Raw genomic sequence first — 20,194 nt, 5'->3', positions numbered from 1 at the left:
TTGTAAAAACCTTTGCTAAAATTCTATTCTCATTATTTATCTAAAACCAATAACTTCTTCACAGACTGCACATTTTTTTCACTTTTTACTTTTTCAATATATTCATCTATTAAATCTTCGTTATCTGCATTTACAAAAGCTACAACTTCTTCCTTATTTCCAGAAACACTATTAGACAAAATATAACAGCTTTTAAAACTTGAAGATATACTTTCTATAATTTCTACTCTATTTTGTGTTTTAATTCTTAAAAGCCATTTACTTTTTAAATTCCAGCTCTTATTTATACTAGCCTTTTCACTACTAAAAGTAATAGTTTTTTCTCTTTTATTTTCAACTATATCTGCTATATCTGCAAAAACTGCACTAGCTGTAGGAAACATACCTGCTCCTTTTCCTGAAAACATCACGTCTCCTACTGCATCTCCTTCTACTAAAATAGCATTGTATTCATTCTCAATTTTCCCGAGCATAGAATCTTGTTTTACCATAACTGGCATAACAGTTGCATATATATCATCTTCAGATACCTTACTGATTCCAAGAAGTTTTATACTACACTTTTGCATTTTGGCATATCTGAAATCATCGCTATCAATTTGTGTAATTCCTTCTATATTTATATTCTTCCAATCCACTCTTCTGTTATATGCAATAGTAGATAAAATTGAAAGCTTTCTAGCTGCATCATATCCTTTAACATCTGATTCTGGATTTGCTTCTGCAAAACCCATTTCCTGAGCAAGTTTTAAAGCTTCTTCATAACTCATACCATTATGACTCATTTTTGACAATATAAAATTTGTAGTACCATTTAATATAGATTTGATACTCTTTATTTCATTTCCCACAAGACATTCATTCATTGATTTCAATATAGGTATTCCCCCTCCAACACTTGCCTCAAAATGAATGGTAACTCCATTTTTTTTAGCTAACTGCAAAAGCTCATATCCTCTTTCTGCCATCAAATCCTTGTTAGCTGTAACTACATGTTTTTTCATATTTAAAGCTCTTTTTATATATTCATAAGATGGATTTAGCCCCCCCATAGCTTCCACTATGATATCCACCTTTTCATTGAATATATCCTCTATATTTTCTGTTAAAAGCCCCCTATTTTTATTGTTTAAGTGTTTATCTACATTTCTAACCAAAATTTTTGATATTACCAATTCCTCATCTAGTTCATCTTTAAATTTATATCTATTTCTAGATATAAGTTCAGCTACTCCACTTCCTACTACTCCATATCCAAGCATTGCTATATTTGCCATTTTACTTCCCCCTAATTATTTAATCTTATCAAGTAATTCTAAAACTCAGATAAATTTATTTAAGTATTAAGTTACATTCTAATGTTAAAAAAACCCTTCCCTACTGGGACGAGTTTTATCGCGTTTCCACCCAATTAACAGTGTCAATTTTTAGTTATCACTAAAATAACTAAGCCCCATTACAGCCTAGGATATTCATCCATTACTTAAAAGCCATTACTGTCTCTCAATATCCATAACGCAGATCTGCGGAAATACCTACTATTAAATTTCAGTATACAACTCAAAGGTGGTTTTCAATAAATATTAACTTAGGGAATATTACAGCCTATGAATCCCCCTCTCTAAAAGCAATACATTATTTACTTTTCCTTTTCATTGTTTTTGCACATAATTAAAACAAACTTCATCTATTCCACTGCTACCAAACTTACACTTATAACGCTGTCTAACTTACCTATCTCTTCAACAAGTTCATTAATTTCTACTTCCAATTTAGAAGCATCAAAAGTTATAGATACAGCAGCCGCATTATTTATGGGTATATCCTGATTTAAAGTCAATATGTTGCCCCTTCTTTGCGCTATTTTATCAAGTATATTTGATAGTGACCCAGTCTTATGAGCTAATATAAGTCCAATAGTTACCTTGTGACTTGTTATACCTTCAGATAATGTAAACACTGAATCTTTGTACTTATAATAACTGCTTCTACTTATGCCTACTTTCTTTACACCTTCTGATATGTCTTTTACACAACCAGTTCTCAAAAGTTCTTTTACCTTTACAACTTTGTCAAACACATCAGGAAGTATTTTAGTATCAATTATAAGAAATCTATTATTCATAAAACCCCGCCTTGTCCGTCATTCAAATACACATGTATGTTGTTGAAGTATATGAATTATAATATCATAATAAAAATAAATATTCAACAGTTTTTATGAAAATTTTTATCTCAAAATGCAAGTAATCCTTTACATGCAAATTATATTTTAATTAAGAGTTAACTCGACTTTCGAACATATAAAATTTTGACTTAATATAAAAAAATTACGACGTAATTTTTCAAGAGGACAATTGACAGAGGACAGAGGACAATGAAGGTAAGTTTTCCTCCTTACGTCAGAAAACTAATTTATTTTTTTAGGATTGTTTTGCTAATGCAAAACAATCCTAAAATTTATATAAGTCAACGATATTTCGCTTTAGCCAAATGAGCCATTAAAAATTTAATTAAAAATTTTTCGTAGTGCAGCGGAGAAAAATCCTCCTTCACTGTCCTCTGTCAATTGTCCTCTGTCCTCTCAAAAATATTGCTTCGTAATTTTTTTAAACTGCAAAACTTGAGGCATTAATAACTAAAAATGCATAATCAAATATAAAGTTTTAACTAAAAAATAAACTTGTGCGTAGAAATATTTTACAATAAGCAAGTACATTTAAATATTTTGCATATAAGTCTTAGTGGAAAATTTGCAAAAAAACTTAGACCTTTTGAATTGTTTGAGGTACGAGTTTTCAAAAGGTCTTAGCTTTTTGTAAATTTTCTGCTTAGACTTATCAAAATATTTAACGTACTTGTGGTTGTAAAAATATTCGGAACACAAGTTTATTTTTCGTTTAGAAACTCTATATATTTTCTTTAATCTTCAAATATTATATATGGTACTGTAACTATAGCTATATTTCTTCTTCTCAAAAGCATGGTTTTAATAAATAATGCCGTTTGATTATGAAGTATATTTCCCCACCATTTTGTAACTACAAATTGGGGAAGAACTACAGTAACTGTATCCTTAGATCCTGCTGAGTACTCTTCGGATTCTATAAATTTAACAAGAGGACCCACAATACTTCTGTAAGGTGATTTTTTTACTATTATTGGTATGTCCACATCATATTCGTGCCATTTTTTCAAAAGCTTATTTGTAGCCTCATCATCTACAGAAACATGAAAAACTATTATATTTTTAGAAATTGTTCTTGCATAATTTAAAGCTTTCAAAAAAGATTTATTCAAAGTGTCAATAGGAACTATTACGTATCTCTTTTGTTCTGCAAAATTTATTTCTTTAGGTTTTTCATCAATAGATAGTCTTAACTGTTCTGCTACTTTAGTATAATGTTTTTTTATAATCGCCATGAAATATACTATAGTTGGTATAAGTATAAAAACTATCCAAGCTCCACTTGTAAATTTTGTTATTCCAAGTAAAACAGCTGTAAATAAAGTTACAGAAGCACCTACACCATTTATAAAAGCTCTGTGAACCCACCCTTGTTTCCTTATTTTAACCCATCTTACAAGCATCCCAAACTGTGATAATGTAAAAGATATAAAAACTCCTACAGCATAAAGAGGCATTAAATAGTGAGTTTCGCCATTAAATAATACAACTAATAAACAAGATATAATTCCTAAAGTTATAATTCCATTAGAATATCCAAGTCTTTTTCCCCTTTTGGCAAACTGTCTTGGTGCAAAACCATCCTTAGCTATATATGCTAAAAGCATTGGAAGTCCTGCGAAGGCTGTATTACTTGCCATAATAAGTATAATTGCAGTAGTTGCCTGAATTATATAAAACATAACATTGTTCCCAAATACCTGAGCTGCTATCTGAGCTACTACGGTTACATTAGAATTAGGAACTGAATGATATAATGTTGCCAGGTAAGATAAACCTAAAAATACTATAAATACAGTAAAAGAAAGAAGTCCTAATACTTTCTTAGCATTTTTTTGACACGGCTCTTTGAAGTTAGGTATTCCATTACTTACTGCTTCAATACCCGTTAAGGCTGTACATCCTGAAGAAAAAGCCCTTAAAAATAAAAAGAGAGTTATATCTCCTGTAACCTGAGGTACTTTATAAGCAGCTACTGGAGTATATCCAAAAATTTTAACCTTACATATTCCCCATGCAATCATAACTAGTATAGATATAATAAACAAATATGTAGGTACACCAAACATTTTAGAAGATTCTCTAAGTCCTCTAAGATTTCCTATAGTCATAAATAGTATTAGCAATAAAGTTATTTGAACTTTATATGGAAAAAGTGATGGAATTGCAGATGTTACTGCTGCTGTTCCTGCACAAGCACTGACTGCAACGGTAAGTATATATCCTATAGTAAGTGATGCGCCTGCTACAAGTCCTGGTGTTGTACCTAGGTTATCTTTGGCTACAATGTATGATCCACCACCGCCTGGATAAGCGTCTATAGTTTGTCTATAAGACATAGTAACTAAAAACATTAAAAGTACAATACACAATGTAGCATAAAACATATATTTATATGACATTATTCCAATTACAGGTATTAATACCCAAAGTATTTCCTCTCCTGCATAAGCCACTGAAGAAATAGCATCACTAGATAATATAGGTAGTCCCCAAAATACATTTAATTTTTCACTTTTTAATTCTTCAGTTTTTAAACTTTTTCCTATTAAAAGTTTTTCTAATTTAGATCCCATTTTTTTGCTCCTCTAAAAGTAAATTTTCTTTTAAGTTTAGTATGGAATGATTATATATTATAATTAACTTTTATCATAACCTTCTTTTGAATATTTAAAGCTTATTTTAAATTAAATTAGTCAATCTAAAGCTTAAAAGTAGGTTATTTATCTATATTATTCATTAATTCTTCAATTTAATACGATTTTAGCATACTACTAATTATTGACTATTAAAACTATTGATTATTTTTCACATATAATGTATTTATAATTCTAATTAAGCAAATAAAAACTATATTTATATGTGTTATATAAATATAGTTTTTATAAGTATCCTATAATTGAACAATATTATTGCCCTTTAAGACCAATATATCAAATTTCTAATATGTACTTATTTTAAATCATGTGCCAGTTCTTTCATCTCAGTAGTCATAGATAATACTTCCTGTAACCCAGAATTAATTTGCTGGATAGATGCTGCTTCATTTTCAGTAGTTTTTGATGTATAATCAGAAGTTTCCAAGGTTTTTGAAACAGAAGTCTGAATATTTGAAGTAAGTTCTATAACTTTAGCAGCAGTTTCCTTTGAACTATCCGAAAGTTTTCTTATTTCGTCTGATACTACACCGAATCCTTTTCCAAATTCTCCCGCCCTAGCAGCTTCAATAGCCGCATTTAATCCAAGCATTTTTGTCTGATCTGCAATACTTTTTATAGAACCTATAATTTCATATATTTTAGACGACAGCTCCTTTATACTTTGAATCTCTTTATTTAAAGATTGTTGATTTTCTGAAACCGTAACAGCAGAAGATGCTAGTCCTTCCATAGCTTGAGATATTTGCTGTAAACTTTCGTTTATGTTTTTACCCATATGTTCTAACTTGTATTGATTATACCCAAGTTTAGATAAAGTATTTGCCATCATATATAATACCTTTGCTATAGCTTCTACTCTATCTTTTTCTACAACTTTTACTTTTCTAAGTGCCTCTATGTATTCATTTGGATCTACTCCTATTTCTAGGGCTATTTTTCTAAATTTATCTTCATCAGGTGGTGCCGTCAAAACTTGTCCTCCAATAACGCTGCCAATAATCTTACCTTGTAATACTATTGGAGCTGCATAATCTGTAAGTCCAGCATGACAAGTATAAACAGCAGGTTTACCTGTTCTATAAGATTCTTCTCCACCTTTTTTATCACATTCCTGGCACCTTTCATTGCCAATTTTACATCCTCTTGTAAGCTTCATGCAGAAATCGGTAAAACAACTTCCTTCAGTTACAGGTGAACCTGTATCATCTATAGAAACACTTGCAGTTCCAGTACCTTTTGAAAAATTATCTTGAAGTTCTTGCAAAAACTTCAAGTCAATTATGTCCTCTATTTTCATTTCCTTAAAATCTTTTTGCTGAGTTTTATTATCCATATCTACATATATCCCTCCTAATTAATACAAGCATAACTTATTATATATTTATCGTAATTATAATCCATTTACTTTATATAATATAACTCAACTCTAGCACATATAAAATTTTAACTTAATATAAAAATATTGCGAAACATTTTTGAGAGGACAATTGACAGAGGACAGAGGACAATGAAGGTAAGTTTTCCTCCTTACGTCAGAAAACTAATTTATTTTTAAGCTTGTTTTGCTAAAGCAAAACATCGCTTAAGTAAGTATCTAAAATCTATGATTTTCAGATACTTACTCACTAAAAGAATACCCATGAAAAATAAAAGGACATAAGTTTCTTTTAAATTGAAGATTTTTCGTAGCATAGCGGAGAAACATCATCCTTCACTGTCCTCTGTCAATTGTCCTCTGTCATCTCAAAAATATTGCGACGCAATATTTTTAAACTACGAAAGTCGAGTTAAGAATTAATTACACTTTATTAATTAGCGTTCATCCCATTCAATAGAATCTACAATACCTACGATAGAAGCATCTATTGGTATATCATTTTGAGAATCACTAGAATTTCTTGATCCACTTCCTGTAACCACAATTACAGTATCATTAGCACCTGCACCTACAGTATCTACAGCAACAAAATGATCACCTATTAAATTTTCTTTTTCATCTATTTTTTTTACTATTAATAGTTTGTTTCCTATAAGCTTTTCACTTTTTTGGGTAGAAACAACCTTTCCAACAACTTTGCCTAAAAACATACATACCCTCCTTTATTTAAGTTTTTCTAATCACTAGTATTATACAATTAAAATATTTGGCAATATTTTTCTACTTTTAATTATTTACATGTTATTTTTCGTTTTTTATTAGTATCACAACTATATTGCAATTTTAAACTTAAATCAATTTTCAGATTTATAATTATATAAATTCAAATCTATGTCATACTTAGTTATCTTTCTGTATATAGTTGCCTTGCCTATTCGTAGTAATTCAGACGCCTTCATGGCATTTCCTTTACAATATTCAAGTGCATTTCGTATACATCGTTCTTCTACTACTTCTAAAGGTAAAATTTCTTTTGATAAATCATTACTTATTTGTATTTCAGCTTTTCCACTCCTACCAATCAAGTACTTTGAGGTTATCATGGTATCCTCGCAAAGATAATAAGATCTTTCCACTACATTTCTAAGTTCTCTTGTATTTCCTTCAAAATTATACCTCTTCAACTTTTCTATGTAGGAAGGGTCTATATACTTGGGATCACATGGATTCTTAATATTAAGCTGACTCACAAAATACTGGGCTAAAAGTTCTATATCTTCCTTTCTGTCTCTTAGAGGAATAAGATGAATATTCATGACATTAAGTCTATAATAAAGATCTCCTCTAAAATTTTTGTTTTCAACCTCATCTTTAAGTACCCTATTGGTTGCCGCAATTACTCTTACGTCAATAGATTTTTCATAATTTCCTCCAACCCTAACTATTTTAAGGTTATCTAATACCCTTAAAAGTTTTGACTGAATATCAAGTGGGAGTTCTCCTATTTCATCTAAAAATATTGTACCTCCATCTGCTAATTCAAATTTTCCTGGATTTCCTCCTTTTGATGCACCAGTAAAGGCACCTTTTTCGTATCCAAAAAGTTCACTTTCTACTAATTCTCTAGGTATTGCAGCACAGTTTACAGCTACAAAAGGCCCCTTACTTCTACTGCTGTAATTATGAATAGATTGGGCAAATACTTCTTTTCCTGTGCCGCTTTCACCTTCTATGAGTATATTACAATTTGTTTTAGCTGCTCTTTTAGCTAACTTTATGACAGTTTTCTCCCTTTCATTTTTTGTAATGACATCATCAAAAGTAAATGAAGCCTTATAACCCACTAAATTATTTACCATCTTATGTAGGTTTTTAGTATCTCTAATAGCTAGTACTAATCCTATTATTCGTCCTCTTAATTTTACAGGCACCAAATTTACAACACATCTTATCCTTTTTCCATCTATATAAAAACTACAATCTTGCGACCATTTGTTTTCTCCAGTAAGTACCACAGTTTTTAATATTTCATCCTTTAATATTTCATTTAAATAAGTTAAATATAAAGTTTCTTCTTTCACTCCCAGTATTTTAACAGTTGTTATATTAACTTTTTTTATTAAAAGGTTTTCGTCTGTAATTATGAGACCATCGTAACAGCAATCAAAAATAGCTTTAAGTATAAAAGATGATATATCATATTCCAATATACTGTCCATATCAATCCTGCACATACTACCTACATCATCTAGGAAACTCATATCTTCCATTCTTTAACCTCCTTCTATATGTAAATCTTCTATTTAGTTTTAGTATATCACATTTTGAGAACAATCATGAAAAATCATTGTATCATTATGATAAATATTTATATAATATCATAATGATATTGACTTTTTGTGTCATTATGATATTATATAAATATAAAGTGTCTTGTTTCAACAGGACAACAATTGGCACAAGAGTTGCTTAAATATAAATGTGAATATATGTTTGAAAAAACATTTTAATAGCCCTAAACCTAAAATCTAAGTAAAAATACTCCAGCATAGTTAGACCCCTATGCTGGAGTATTTTTTACTTATCCAAATTTCTTCTTTAATCTTTGTACTTTGGTATTTAAAAAATTGAGTTAAGTTATATACAACAAAAAACTAAGAGCTTTCACCATATGGCTATGATGAAAGCTCCTAAATATTATCTATAGTTTTATCCGATTGCTACCATTGCTAACCCCCCATCTTCTTCAAAGCGGGGGATAATCACTGCTACGCACCTGAACCTAAGAATCACTTGATATACTTTTTAGCTTACTTCACGTTCGTCGTCATCTTTTTTTTCAACTATATTATTATTGTCATCATAAGTAACTAGTTTGAGAGATTTTGTAGGACAAACTTCTATACAAGCAGGCCCTCCATCCCTATCCTGGCAGAGATCACACTTATTTGCTACCACTCTTCCTTTTCCATTCACAGTAGGATTACCTTCCTCACTCATCTTAAGTCCCTTTTGGTCTACAACTTCTCCATCCCTATATTGAGAAGCTAATTCAATAGCTCCAAAAGGACAAGCTAACATGCAGATTTTACATCCAACACATACATCTTTATTTACACTAACATAACCATTTTCATTTGAAATAGCGTTAACTGGACAAGCTTTACCACAAGGTGCATCTTCGCATTGTCTGCATTGAACAGGAGCACTTACTTTAGCAGTTTTTATCACATTTAAGCGAGGATTAAAATTAATCTTGGATACATTTGTGTTAAAAAAGTCCCCTCCTGAATGTGCAATACCACAAGCTGCTTCACAAGTCCTACATCCTATGCATTTATTAGGATCTGCTACTACGAGGCAATTCTTCATTTTATTAACTCTCCTTTTTTCTTGAGATATATTTAGTGTGCAATAATTCATGAGACTTAGCTCCTAATGGTTTGTCTAAGAACTCATCATATATTTTCTTTATTTCTGGATTTTCATGTGATTTTCTATAAGTAAGATTAGCGTCATGATTATATAGTCCCTTTTTCCTATTATTATAAGCTTCCTCTTTATCTGAATCAAGTATAACTTTAGGTTGTCCTCCACCACTTATACATCCTTGAGGACAGGTCATAACCTCTATAAAGTGCAAATCACATTTGCCTGCCTTTACTGATTCCATAACGTCTTTTACATTTTTTAAGCCGGAAACTACTCCTACTTTTAGTCTAATATCCCCTAAATCTACTTCAGCAGTTCTAAAACCTTCTCCACCTCTTACCATAGTAAGATCTATACTTGGAATAGTTTTTTTAGTATAAAGTTCATATCCAGTTCTAAGTGCTGCTTCCATAACTCCACCTGTAGCACCAAATATAGTTCCTGCACCGGTATACATACCAAGAGGAGTATCAAACTGTTCTTCTTCAATAGTATTAAAATCTATATCAGCATCTTTGAACAGTTGTGCTAATTCCCTTGTAGTTATAACTGCATCTACATCCCTGTGTCCACTGTCATGCATTTCTTCTCTTTCACTTTCAAATTCCTTGCATGTACATGGCATAACAGATACATTATAAATTTTAGCCGGATTAACCTTATTTATCTCTGCTCCATAAGTTTTAAATATAGCTCCAGCCATCTGATTTGGAGACTTACAACTTGAAAGATGAGGTAAAAGTTCTGGATATGTTTGTTCTGCATATTTTACCCATGCTGGACAACAAGAAGTAAACATTGGCAAAACTCCGCCTTCAGCTACTCTTTTTAGTAACTCACTACCTTCTTCCATTATAGTAAGATCTGCACCAAAGTTTGTATCATATACTTTGTCAAATCCTAATTTTCTGAGTGCAGCTGCCATTTTTCCTTCACTTAAAGTTCCAAGAGGCATTCCAAAATCCTCTCCTATAGCAACTCTTACGGCAGGTGCACATTGCACAATTTTAAATACATCTTTGTTTTGTAAAATTTCTTTAACACTCTTTGCCTGACCTTTATTATATGCTGCAAATAATGGTTCATCTACTTCCTTTAACAATCCTCTATCAAATAACCTTTTGCTAACTGGAGTAGGAACATCGTCGTATACAGATTGATAGCCTTTACAAACTTGAATGCATTGTCCGCACATAACACACTTTTCAGTATTTATCTTCTGAGGTTTACCCTGTTCACCTTCTATAGCATCTACAGGGCAGACATCCGCACATCGTCTGCAGCCTGTACATAATTCTTCATCTATATTTATCATAGAAGTACTAGTTGGCATATTTAACATTCCTTTCTTTTCCGGATTTTTATAACTTATAAATTAGAGATTTGCGTTTATACTTAACAGTTCCATAGCAGCTTTCACACTACGATCTTTTTTATCTTCTCTAGGATCTACTAACCTCAAGGCCTCTTTTGGACATTCTTTGACGCAAGCAGGTTCTCCTCCCTCTTCCTTACATAAATCACATTTATAAGCTGCTGCTCTTACTTTAACCTGAATTCCTCCTGTAACTACTTTACCTTGAGTTCTAGGCAGTAAACTTACAGCACCTACCGGACATACTATTGTACAGGTCTGACATCCTATACATGCACTTTCATTTATAATGATACTTCCATCTTTTTCAACTATAGCATTAACTGGGCAGGCATTTAGACATGGTGCATCCTCACAATGTCTGCATTGTACTGGCATTACATTTCCTTTATTTTTAACAAAGAATAACCTTGGAGTAACTTTATTATTCATAGTTCCAATGGTTTTTCCTTGAGTATCTTCTCTATGTTTTGCAGCACAGGCAATCTCACAAGATCTACAGCCTATGCACTTGTCAGGATCGGCTATTACAAAAGAATTAAACTCTGGTTTCATTTAAATTACCACCCCTCTTTTAATTTTCACACGTTCTCAAAAATATTTTTGACATCTTTGGCTGTAACTTTCTTCTTGCAGCTGCTGCACATAAGTTTTTCTGGCTGCTCTTTTCCAAGCCTATTGTAAGCATATTTTACATGTTCTTCTGTAGCAAAATATTCTCCGCACAAATCACACTTAACCATCTTGAATTTTTTGCCCCATATTTCTCTTTCTCCATCTTTATCCACAACCTTTATTGCATTAGTTGGACAAACATTTGCACAGGAAGCACATCCTATACATTCCGGTGAAGATTCGTGATATGGAGTTGCTACTTCTTTATACATACCCCTATTAACTGTTGAAATTGCTCCAGTACCTAATTCCTTGCAAGCTTTTGCGCAAAGTCCGCACAAAACACAATTTTGTTCTGGATCCAATTTGAACCTCTTTACTCTCTTTTCCTCTACTCCAAAGGCTTTAGCTAATTCATTTACCTCTTTATTTTCAGGGCATCTTACTTTTAAAAGCATAACTATGTTTTTTCTCATTCTCTTTATTTCATCGTCATTAGTTATAACTTCTACTTCCTTACTTACAGGGAATATACAGGAAGTTACTATCTTTGCACGTCCCCTATCTACTACTTTAACTATACATAGTCTACAGCTAGCAAGCCCAGGCAATGCATCGCTGTGACATAATGTAGGTATATATATGTTATTTCTTCTTGCTATTTGTAATATGAATTCTCCTTTTTCAGCTTCACAAGCTTTTCCATCTATTGTAATTTTCATATCTACATTCACCTCCCTATAGAACCTTAACAGCATCAAACTTACAGATGTTCATGCAGTTACCGCATCTCAAGCACTTATCAGCATCTATTGTATGTGGTTTCTTAATTTCCCCTGTTATACAATCAGCTGGACAATTCTTTTTACACATATCGCATCCCTTACATTTATCCTCGTCTATACCAAATGTAGTAAGTTTCTTACAAACTCCTGCTCTACATCTCTTATTCTTTATATGCTCTTCAAATTCATCTCTAAAATATCTTATAGAAGCAATTACTGGATTTGGAGCACTCTTACCAAGACTGCACAGAGATGCCTTGCTTGTCATGGAACATATTTCAAGAAGCTCTTCTATGTCTCCTTCTTTTCCATCACCATTGCATATGTCAGTGAGTATTTCAAGCATCCTCTTTACGCCTTCTCTACAAGGTACACACTTTCCACAAGATTCTTCAGCCAAGAAGCTCAAGTAATATCTAGTTACATCTACCATACAGGTTCTATCATCCATTACGATCATTCCGCCTGAACCCATCATGGAATCTGCTTTAACCAAAGTATCATAATCTACTGGCAAATCTAAATATTCAGCTGGTAAACATCCACCTGAAGGTCCACCTATCTGAACTGCCTTAAACTTTCTATCATTTAATACTCCACCGCCAATATCATATATTATTTCTCTAAGAGTAGTTCCCATAGGTACTTCTACAAGTCCAGTATTCTTAACTTTTCCAACTAATGAGAATACCTTTGTTCCCTTACTCTTCTCCATAGTTCCTATAGCATGATACCAATCTCCGCCTTTTTCAATTATTATAGGTACATTGGCCCAAGTTTCTACATTATTTAAAACTGTAGGTTGTCCCCACAATCCTTTTTCTGTAGTGTGTATATATTTAGCTCTAGGTTCACCTACCATACCTTCTATAGACGACATAAGTGCAGTAGATTCACCACATACAAAAGCTCCTCCACCTCTTACTATCTGTATATCAAAGGAAAAATCAGTTCCTAATATATTATTACCTAATAAATTTTCATCTTTTGCTTTATTAATAGCTTTCTGCATATTTTCTACAGCAAGTCCATATTCATCTCTTATATAAGCAAATCCATTTGTACCTCCTACTGCATAAGCACATAATGTCATACCTTCTATAACACTGTTAGGATCTCCCTCCATTATACTTCTATCCATAAATGCTCCAGGATCTCCTTCATCACCATTACATACTACATATATAGGTGATGTATCAATATCTGCAGCAGTTTTCCATTTACGTCCTGTTGGGAATCCTGCTCCACCTCTTCCTCTAAGACCTGATTTTGTTATTTCTTCAAGCACATCTTCAGGTTTCATGCTGCTTATTGCTTTTTTAAGAGCTTTGTATCCGCCTCTTTCAACATAATCTTCCAAACTTATTGGATCTATTTCACCAACATTTCTGAGAGCAATTTTGTATTGTCTTTTACAAAATTCACTTTCTTTATGATTTCTTAATCTCTGTTTTGTAGCAGTCTCAAAATATAATAATTTTTCAATTATTTCCCCATTCATCAATGTCTTTTTTACTACGTCTTCTACATCTTCTACTTTAACTTTAAAATATGCAATGTCATCTGGATATATTTTCAGTACAGGACCTTTCTCACACAATCCATCGCAACCTGTTGCTTTTAATTTAACATTTACTTCTGCATTTGCCCCTAATTTAGCTATTTGTGCCTTCATTTCTTCATATACTTCCATACTGCCTTTAGCTAAACAACCTGTGCCACAACATATATTGACAGTTTTTTTATCACTCATCACTCTCACTCCTATACTCACTAAGAATTTCTTCAACCAGTTTAGGTGTTAAATTTCCATAATATTTGTCATTTATCATCATGACAGGAGCTATTGCACAGCATCCTATACAGTTAACTGTATTTATTGAAAATTTGAGATCCTCTGTAGTTTCACCTGGTTTAATTCCTATTGCCTTTTCAAGTTCATCCATTACAACCATAGAACCAGCAACATGGCAAGCAGTTCCATCACATACAGTTATTATGTTTTCCCCTTTTGGAGTAAGGCTCAATGCCTTATAAAAAGTAGCCATACCATACAGTCTACTTACAGGCGTGTCCAAATACTTAGCTAAATTCTCCAGTGCTTCTCTTGGTATATATTTGTACTTTCTCTGTATATCCTGTAGTATAGCAAGAGTAAATCTCTGCTCTTTAGGATATTTTTCAATTACATCTTGTCCAGACAGGTCTTCATTTTGCTGTTTAGTTAACATTAAATACTTCACCCTCCCATTTGAATATTATAATTGATTTCCCCCTTAAAATATTAGAAGGAATAAGATATTAGCTCTAAACCAAAGATTTGAGCCTCTATACTTAAGAAATAATTTTAAAACATATAACACATTTAATTTAAAATTATTTTAATTACCTTATTTAAAAATTAAAATATAAACTTAGTCCTATTTAATTAGGGACTAATTATTAACATTAAATATTATATTATTTTTATATAACTATATGATTAATTTTTTAAGATTATATTCAAAAATATGTTAACAGAAATTACTATATTATTCTCTGTGGATTTGTATATACATTCATTCTTTCTCCTCTTACAAATCCAATTAATGTAACATTTAAAGCTTTTGCAAATTCTATAGAAAGACTTGTAGGTGCAGATTTAGATATTATTATAGGTACCCCTAGCCTAGCAATTTTATATACCATTTCAAAAGATACTCTGCTGCTCACAAATATTATTTTATCCTTTAAATAAATATTTTTTATAAATGCCTCACCTATAAGCTTGTCTACAGCATTGTGTCTAGCCACATCCTCACAAATAGATATTACTTTATCTTCATCACAAAGAGCTGCACAATGTGCTCCTCCAGTGAGTTTAAACGTCTTGGAATATCCAAGATTGTCCATCATTAGATCATAGATTTTATCGACATGAATGTAAACATTATCATTGTTGATTATACTAATTTCCATGGAATCAATAATATATGAAAAGAACTTACTTTTCTCATTTTCATTAAATGTTATAGGAAGCACTTGCTTTGAATACAACTCTTTATTAAATTGGCTATTTTTCAAAGTTACCCTGGACGCTCCACTTTTTTCATCTATCTCTAGAGATTTTATTTCATCTAGAGATTTTATAACACCTCTAAAGGCCAAGAAACCTATTGTTAATTCCTTAAGTTTTTCAGGCGTACATAAGAGTACTGTCAAATGTTCACCATTTACAAATACATTTAAAGGATATTCACAAATAGTTGATTCCTCTACTGTCTTTTTACATTCTTTGTCATATTTGACTACATGAAGTTCCATGGTTTTCTCCATTTTTGTTACCTCCTATAAAGTCGTTCTCAATAAAATCAGCTATTTTTTTTGTATCATTTATATCAAATACAGGAATATCAGTTATTAAGTTTTCATTGGTTACAATAGCTACAAAATTTTGAAAATTATATTTAGAATTTTTGTAAAGTAAACATTTGCTTGCATTTTTCCTGTATACTTCTATTTTAGGAAATTCGTTACCCTTGAAGCCTTCCACTATTACAATATCTACATCTTGAAAAAGCAACAGCAGTTCTTCTATACTTTTGGGTCCACTTACTTTTTTTATCATAGCCACTGTATTATCCGATGCAATAACAACATTGTCCGCACCTGCCTCTGTAAATCTAAAGCTGTCTTTTCCTGGGTAATCTATCTGTAACTTATGAGCATCATTCTTTATTGCACCAACCTTATATCCTCTGCTTTTTAGAATTCTTATTATTCCTTCTATCAAGGTAGTCTTACCCGAATTTGAACTAGATGAAATAATAGAAATTACTGACCTCTTATTTGAATATAAATTTTCCATTTAAAATATCTCCAGCTTTTGCTATACTAGTTCCCTTTTCCATGATGACGACTCCATTTGACTTAGTAAGCGTAAAAAGCCCATTGGAATCTTGTCTTCCTACATCATAGGCATAATAACGGTTATCTTCCTTTTTTATGTTTACATACATATAGCAGTCTCTTTCTTTTCCTGATTTAAAATCATCTTTTAAAGTTACAGGAAATTCTTCAGGAAACGCATCATCTCTTCCAATCATTTTTTTAATAGATGGTGCTACAAAACTTTCAAATGAATTTATTACCGAAAGCGGATTTCCTGGAAGTCCAAAGAACAATTTATCTTTAAAAGTTGCAAAAACAACTGGTTTTCCTGGTTTAATAGCTACCGAAGTAAACTTTATATCTGTTCCTATTTTCTGAAGAACATCTTCTATAAAATCGTAATCACCTACAGATGCTCCTCCAGTAGTTATGATTATATCTCCCTCTTCAAATGCAGTTTTTATAGCATTAAAAATCTTATCCTTATCATCTCTTATTATTCCATACGATTTAACTTCTGCATTTAAATTTTTAATAAGGGCAATTAATGTATATTCATTACAATTCCTTATTTTACCTTGCATTAAGTTTTGATCTATATTTATAAGTTCATCCCCAGTATTTATTATTATAATTTTAGGGGCTTTATAACATTTTATTTTAGTATAACCTAGTGATGCCAATAACCCTATTTCTGCAGGTCTCAAAATCTTTCCTTTTCTTAAAGCAACATCACCAATTTTTATCTCCTCACCAGTTTTAAATATGTTGGTTCCAGGAGATACCTTTTCTAATACATGAAGTTCTTTTCCTTCTACTTTTACTTTTTCTATTTGAATAACTGCATCTGCACCTTTTGGCACTGGAGCTCCTGTCATTATTTTTATCGCTTCGCCATTTTTCAATACTATATCAGAAAAATCTCCCGCCTTTATGCTTCCTTTAATCTGAAATTTTGACATTTTTTCCTTAGTATCTTCACTTTTTAAAGCATACCCATCCATACAGGATTTGTCAAATGGGGGAAGATTATCTTTTGAGCTTATATCCTCTGCCAATACCCTGTTAAGAGAATTTATCAACGATATATCTTCACCTTTAAGCAGTTTTGTGTTATTCATTACTATATTGAATGCTTCATGTACGTCTATCACAGTCTATCAACTCCTATTGATTTAAAGCTTTTGGCTAAAAGACCTCTTAATCAAGGTCTTTTTAGCCATCTTTATATTAAAATATTAAACATTCATCTTTTTCTTTAAAAGATCATATTGATCTTTTATAAACTTTTCAGCTTCTTTCTGATCTTTTATAGCTTCTATTTTTACTGCACAATACTTTAATTCAGGAGTTTTTGATACTGGATCTAGATTATTAGATGTAAGTTCATTACATGCGCCTACCCACCATTGATAGGTCATATAGACTGCTCCTTTATTTGCCCTTTCAGTAACAAGTGCACGGGCAACCACAGAACCTCTTCGTGAACTTATTCTCATAAGCTCGCCATCTATTATTCCCTCAGCCTTTGCATCCATTGGATTAATTTGTACATATCCTGGTTCATCGGCTAACTGCTGAAGTGCCCTACAGTTTCCTGTCATTGTTCTTACAGAATAATGTCCTACTTCTCTAACTGTAGAAAGAACAAGTGGATAATCTTTATCTGTCTGCTCTACAGGAGGTCTCCATTCTGCTGCAAATAAGTTTGCTTTTCCAGTAGGTGTATTAAATTTATTACCTTTGTAGAGATAAGAAGTTCCAGGATGATTTTCAGATGGACAAGGCCATTGGATTCCTCCTAATTCTTCGAGTCTCTTATAAGTTGCTCCTTTGAAATTTGGACATAAATTTATAAGTTCATTCCATATTTCCTCAGTATTGTTATAATGCATATTATAACCCATAGCACAGGCAATTTCTGAAATTATTTCCCAATCTGGTTTAACATCTCCCTTAGGTTCTACAGCTTTTCTAAATCTCTGGAATCCTCTATCTGCAGAACTAAAGACTCCTTCATGTTCTCCCCAAGACGTGGAAGGTAAAATTACATCTGCATGGAGTGCAGTTTTATTCATAAATATATCCTGAACTATTACAAGTTCCATTTTATCCAGTGTCTCTCTCATTTCATTAGAATCAGGATCACTTTGAACTGGATCTTCACCCATTATATAATATGCCTTTATTTTATCTTCTTTAAGCGTTAATTCAGGAACTTGTGTCAGGTGATAACCAATTTTGTTTGGAAGTTTAACACCCCAAGCTTTTTCAAATTTTTCCCTAATTGCATCGTCAGTTACACTTTGATAACCTGGGTATACATTAGGAAGTGCTCCCATATCACAAGCACCTTGAACATTGTTCTGGCCTCTTACAGGTCCTATACCTACATTAGGTCTTCCAAAATTACCAGTTAATAATGCTATAGAAGCTAGTCCCTTAACTACATCTACAGCTTGAGCAAATTGACATACTCCCATACCATATAATATCATGGCATTTTTAGCACCTGAGTACATTTTCATAGCTTCTACTATATCCTCTGAAGGTATACCAGTAACTTTTTCTGCATATTCAGGAGTATAATTTTCAACTATAGATCTATATTCTTCAAAACCAACAGTATGATCTTCTACATATTGTTTGTTATAAAACTGTTTATTTATAAGTATGTTGGCAAAAGTATTTACAAGAACCATATTTGTTCCATTTTTTATAGGGAGCCATAAATCTGCTATCCTACCAGACTCTGTTATACGTGGATCTACAACTATTACCTTTGCACCCTTTTGTTTTGCCCTAACTATTCTCTTAGCAACTATTGGATGCGAAGCTGCTCCATTATATCCAAAAATAAGTAGTAAATCTGTATCATCTATTTCATGTATACCATTTGACATAGCACCATTTCCTAAAACGTAAGCCAGACCGGCTACAGAAGGAGCATGTCAAACTCTGGCACAGTGATCTACGTTATTGGTTCCAATAACCGCCCTCATAAACTTTTGCATTATGTAGTTTGCTTCGTTTCCAGAACCCCTAGCACATCCTGTTCCCATTATGGAATCAGGTCCATATTTCTCTTTTATTTGTGACAATCTTGAAGCCGTAAAACTAATAGCTTCATCCCAGCTTACCTCTTCTAACTCTCCGTTTTTTCTTATCATCGGATGTTTAATTCTAGATGTCAATATTTTAGGATCGTTTAAAAAATCCCAACCAAAGTGTCCTTTTAAACACAGTGATCCTTCATTTGTCCTACCATTAGCAGGCTCTGCTTTAATTATTTTGCCATTCTTTACATGCAAGTATAAATTACAACCAGCGCCACAGTAAGGACAAACAGTTAAAACTTTTTTATCCATTGTTTTACCCCCCAATAACTTTATATATTAAATTTACCTATAAATTACTTTTACCGATTACAATTTCATTTTAAAATATTCAGAATTTAAAGTCAAGGTTACTAAGGTTACTTTTGTTTAATTTTTTTTAATACTTTATTGAGACTTTATTGCAATTTAAAATAATAGTTCCATTTTTTAATCACTTTTTAAATATAGTTTTAAAATATATTTAAATGAAATACAGATGCATTATGCTGGACATAAAAAGAGAGATCTCTCTCAACCTCTCTTTAGAAATCATAATCTTAAAGATTACTTTTATTTTATCCAAAATACCGTTTAACTTTACTTTGACACCTATCCCAAAATAGGTGGATGTCCTCACAGATGTCTCCATCCTCCTAAACTTTCAATTACAATTATAAGTAGGCTTCATGTACCCATCTAAATATTGAACTTCCGTTTACATAACGTAGGTTCAAAACTAAAGCTTACGTATACCTCAGATCTTTTATAAATATTTAAAATGCTTTGATAACGT

General features: G+C 31.9%; 16 protein-coding genes, 1 other RNA gene and 1 other annotated feature. All 17 genes read right to left on the bottom strand.

Annotated features, from left to right (window positions below):
* Positions 1–32 precede the first annotated feature (32 nt).
* Positions 33–1,277 (bottom strand): homoserine dehydrogenase, encoded by a 1,245-nt coding sequence (locus tag CLCOS_RS18225; protein WP_013237385.1) that lies wholly within the window; start codon positions 1,275–1,277, stop codon positions 33–35.
* A 101-nt stretch (positions 1,278–1,378) separates the two neighbouring features.
* Positions 1,379–1,665, bottom strand: a binding site (T-box leader).
* Between the two features lie 22 nt (positions 1,666–1,687).
* A complete protein-coding gene (locus CLCOS_RS18220) occupies positions 1,688–2,125 on the bottom strand; it encodes an ACT domain-containing protein (protein ID WP_013237384.1) in 438 nt (145 codons plus the stop codon).
* A gap of 797 nt (positions 2,126–2,922) precedes the next feature.
* Complete coding sequence (locus CLCOS_RS18215) at positions 2,923–4,764, bottom strand: APC family permease (protein WP_013237382.1); 1,842 nt, start codon at positions 4,762–4,764, stop codon at positions 2,923–2,925.
* Between the two features lie 376 nt (positions 4,765–5,140).
* A complete protein-coding gene (locus tag CLCOS_RS18210) occupies positions 5,141–6,181 on the bottom strand; it encodes a PocR ligand-binding domain-containing protein (RefSeq protein WP_063601776.1) in 1,041 nt (346 codons plus the stop codon).
* A gap of 479 nt (positions 6,182–6,660) precedes the next feature.
* Positions 6,661–6,936 (bottom strand): EutN/CcmL family microcompartment protein, encoded by a 276-nt coding sequence (locus tag CLCOS_RS18205; protein ID WP_013237380.1) that lies wholly within the window; start codon positions 6,934–6,936, stop codon positions 6,661–6,663.
* Between the two features lie 144 nt (positions 6,937–7,080).
* Positions 7,081–8,460, bottom strand: a complete 1,380-nt coding sequence (locus CLCOS_RS18200; RefSeq protein ID WP_242866959.1) for a sigma-54 interaction domain-containing protein — start codon at positions 8,458–8,460, stop codon at positions 7,081–7,083.
* A gap of 571 nt (positions 8,461–9,031) precedes the next feature.
* Positions 9,032–9,598 (bottom strand): 4Fe-4S dicluster domain-containing protein, encoded by a 567-nt coding sequence (locus CLCOS_RS18195; protein ID WP_013237378.1) that lies wholly within the window; start codon positions 9,596–9,598, stop codon positions 9,032–9,034.
* Positions 9,599–9,602: 4 nt separating this feature from the next.
* Positions 9,603–10,991: a [FeFe] hydrogenase, group A gene (locus CLCOS_RS18190; RefSeq protein ID WP_013237377.1), complete on the bottom strand. Its 1,389-nt coding sequence runs from the start codon at positions 10,989–10,991 to the stop codon at positions 9,603–9,605.
* Positions 10,992–11,033: 42 nt separating this feature from the next.
* Positions 11,034–11,588: a 4Fe-4S dicluster domain-containing protein gene (locus CLCOS_RS18185; RefSeq protein ID WP_063601775.1), complete on the bottom strand. Its 555-nt coding sequence runs from the start codon at positions 11,586–11,588 to the stop codon at positions 11,034–11,036.
* Positions 11,589–11,614: 26 nt separating this feature from the next.
* Positions 11,615–12,370, bottom strand: coding sequence for a 2Fe-2S iron-sulfur cluster-binding protein (locus CLCOS_RS18180; RefSeq protein WP_023162856.1), 756 nt, complete (start codon positions 12,368–12,370; stop codon positions 11,615–11,617).
* 16 nt (positions 12,371–12,386) lie between these two features.
* Complete coding sequence (locus CLCOS_RS18175) at positions 12,387–14,186, bottom strand: NADH-ubiquinone oxidoreductase-F iron-sulfur binding region domain-containing protein (protein WP_013237374.1); 1,800 nt, start codon at positions 14,184–14,186, stop codon at positions 12,387–12,389.
* A complete protein-coding gene (gene nuoE, locus CLCOS_RS18170; RefSeq protein WP_013237373.1) occupies positions 14,179–14,664 on the bottom strand; it encodes an NADH-quinone oxidoreductase subunit NuoE in 486 nt (161 codons plus the stop codon). Before nuoE ends, CLCOS_RS18175 begins: the two co-directional genes overlap by 8 nt.
* Positions 14,665–14,959: 295 nt before the next feature.
* A complete protein-coding gene (fdhD, locus tag CLCOS_RS18165; RefSeq protein WP_063601774.1) occupies positions 14,960–15,748 on the bottom strand; it encodes a formate dehydrogenase accessory sulfurtransferase FdhD in 789 nt (262 codons plus the stop codon).
* Positions 15,711–16,280: a molybdopterin-guanine dinucleotide biosynthesis protein B gene (gene mobB, locus CLCOS_RS18160; RefSeq protein WP_023162854.1), complete on the bottom strand. Its 570-nt coding sequence runs from the start codon at positions 16,278–16,280 to the stop codon at positions 15,711–15,713. Before mobB ends, fdhD begins: the two co-directional genes overlap by 38 nt.
* Positions 16,258–17,457 (bottom strand): molybdopterin molybdotransferase MoeA, encoded by a 1,200-nt coding sequence (locus tag CLCOS_RS18155; RefSeq protein ID WP_063601773.1) that lies wholly within the window; start codon positions 17,455–17,457, stop codon positions 16,258–16,260. Before CLCOS_RS18155 ends, mobB begins: the two co-directional genes overlap by 23 nt.
* Before the next feature lie 84 nt (positions 17,458–17,541).
* Positions 17,542–19,671, bottom strand: coding sequence for a formate dehydrogenase subunit alpha (gene fdhF, locus CLCOS_RS18150; protein WP_082853577.1), 2,130 nt, complete (start codon positions 19,669–19,671; stop codon positions 17,542–17,544).
* A gap of 302 nt (positions 19,672–19,973) precedes the next feature.
* Positions 19,974–20,165: non-coding RNA, 6S RNA (gene ssrS, locus CLCOS_RS18140), on the bottom strand.
* Between the last annotated feature and the right edge of the window lie 29 nt (positions 20,166–20,194).

The sequence above is a fragment of the Clostridium coskatii genome (genome assembly GCF_001675205.1).
Classification (GTDB): Bacteria; Bacillota; Clostridia; order Clostridiales; family Clostridiaceae; genus Clostridium_B; species Clostridium_B ljungdahlii.
The sequence above is the reverse complement of the archived record's forward strand: the minus strand, read 5'-3'. Positions and strand labels throughout refer to the sequence as shown.

Coding starts and splice junctions, on each gene's coding strand:
- CLCOS_RS18195 (WP_013237378.1), bottom strand. CDS start 9,598: ATGAAGAATTGCCTCGTAGTAGCAGATCCTAATAAATGCATAGGATGT.
- mobB (WP_023162854.1), bottom strand. CDS start 16,280: ATGGAAAATTTATATTCAAATAAGAGGTCAGTAATTTCTATTATTTCA.
- CLCOS_RS18175 (WP_013237374.1), bottom strand. CDS start 14,186: ATGAGTGATAAAAAAACTGTCAATATATGTTGTGGCACAGGTTGTTTA.
- CLCOS_RS18220 (WP_013237384.1), bottom strand. CDS start 2,125: ATGAATAATAGATTTCTTATAATTGATACTAAAATACTTCCTGATGTG.
- fdhD (WP_063601774.1), bottom strand. CDS start 15,748: ATGGAGAAAACCATGGAACTTCATGTAGTCAAATATGACAAAGAATGT.
- CLCOS_RS18190 (WP_013237377.1), bottom strand. CDS start 10,991: ATGCCAACTAGTACTTCTATGATAAATATAGATGAAGAATTATGTACA.
- CLCOS_RS18205 (WP_013237380.1), bottom strand. CDS start 6,936: ATGTTTTTAGGCAAAGTTGTTGGAAAGGTTGTTTCTACCCAAAAAAGT.
- CLCOS_RS18185 (WP_063601775.1), bottom strand. CDS start 11,588: ATGAAACCAGAGTTTAATTCTTTTGTAATAGCCGATCCTGACAAGTGC.
- nuoE (WP_013237373.1), bottom strand. CDS start 14,664: ATGTTAACTAAACAGCAAAATGAAGACCTGTCTGGACAAGATGTAATT.
- CLCOS_RS18225 (WP_013237385.1), bottom strand. CDS start 1,277: ATGGCAAATATAGCAATGCTTGGATATGGAGTAGTAGGAAGTGGAGTA.
- CLCOS_RS18180 (WP_023162856.1), bottom strand. CDS start 12,370: ATGAAAATTACAATAGATGGAAAAGCTTGTGAAGCTGAAAAAGGAGAA.
- CLCOS_RS18215 (WP_013237382.1), bottom strand. CDS start 4,764: ATGGGATCTAAATTAGAAAAACTTTTAATAGGAAAAAGTTTAAAAACT.
- CLCOS_RS18210 (WP_063601776.1), bottom strand. CDS start 6,181: ATGGATAATAAAACTCAGCAAAAAGATTTTAAGGAAATGAAAATAGAG.
- CLCOS_RS18200 (WP_242866959.1), bottom strand. CDS start 8,460: ATGTGCAGGATTGATATGGACAGTATATTGGAATATGATATATCATCT.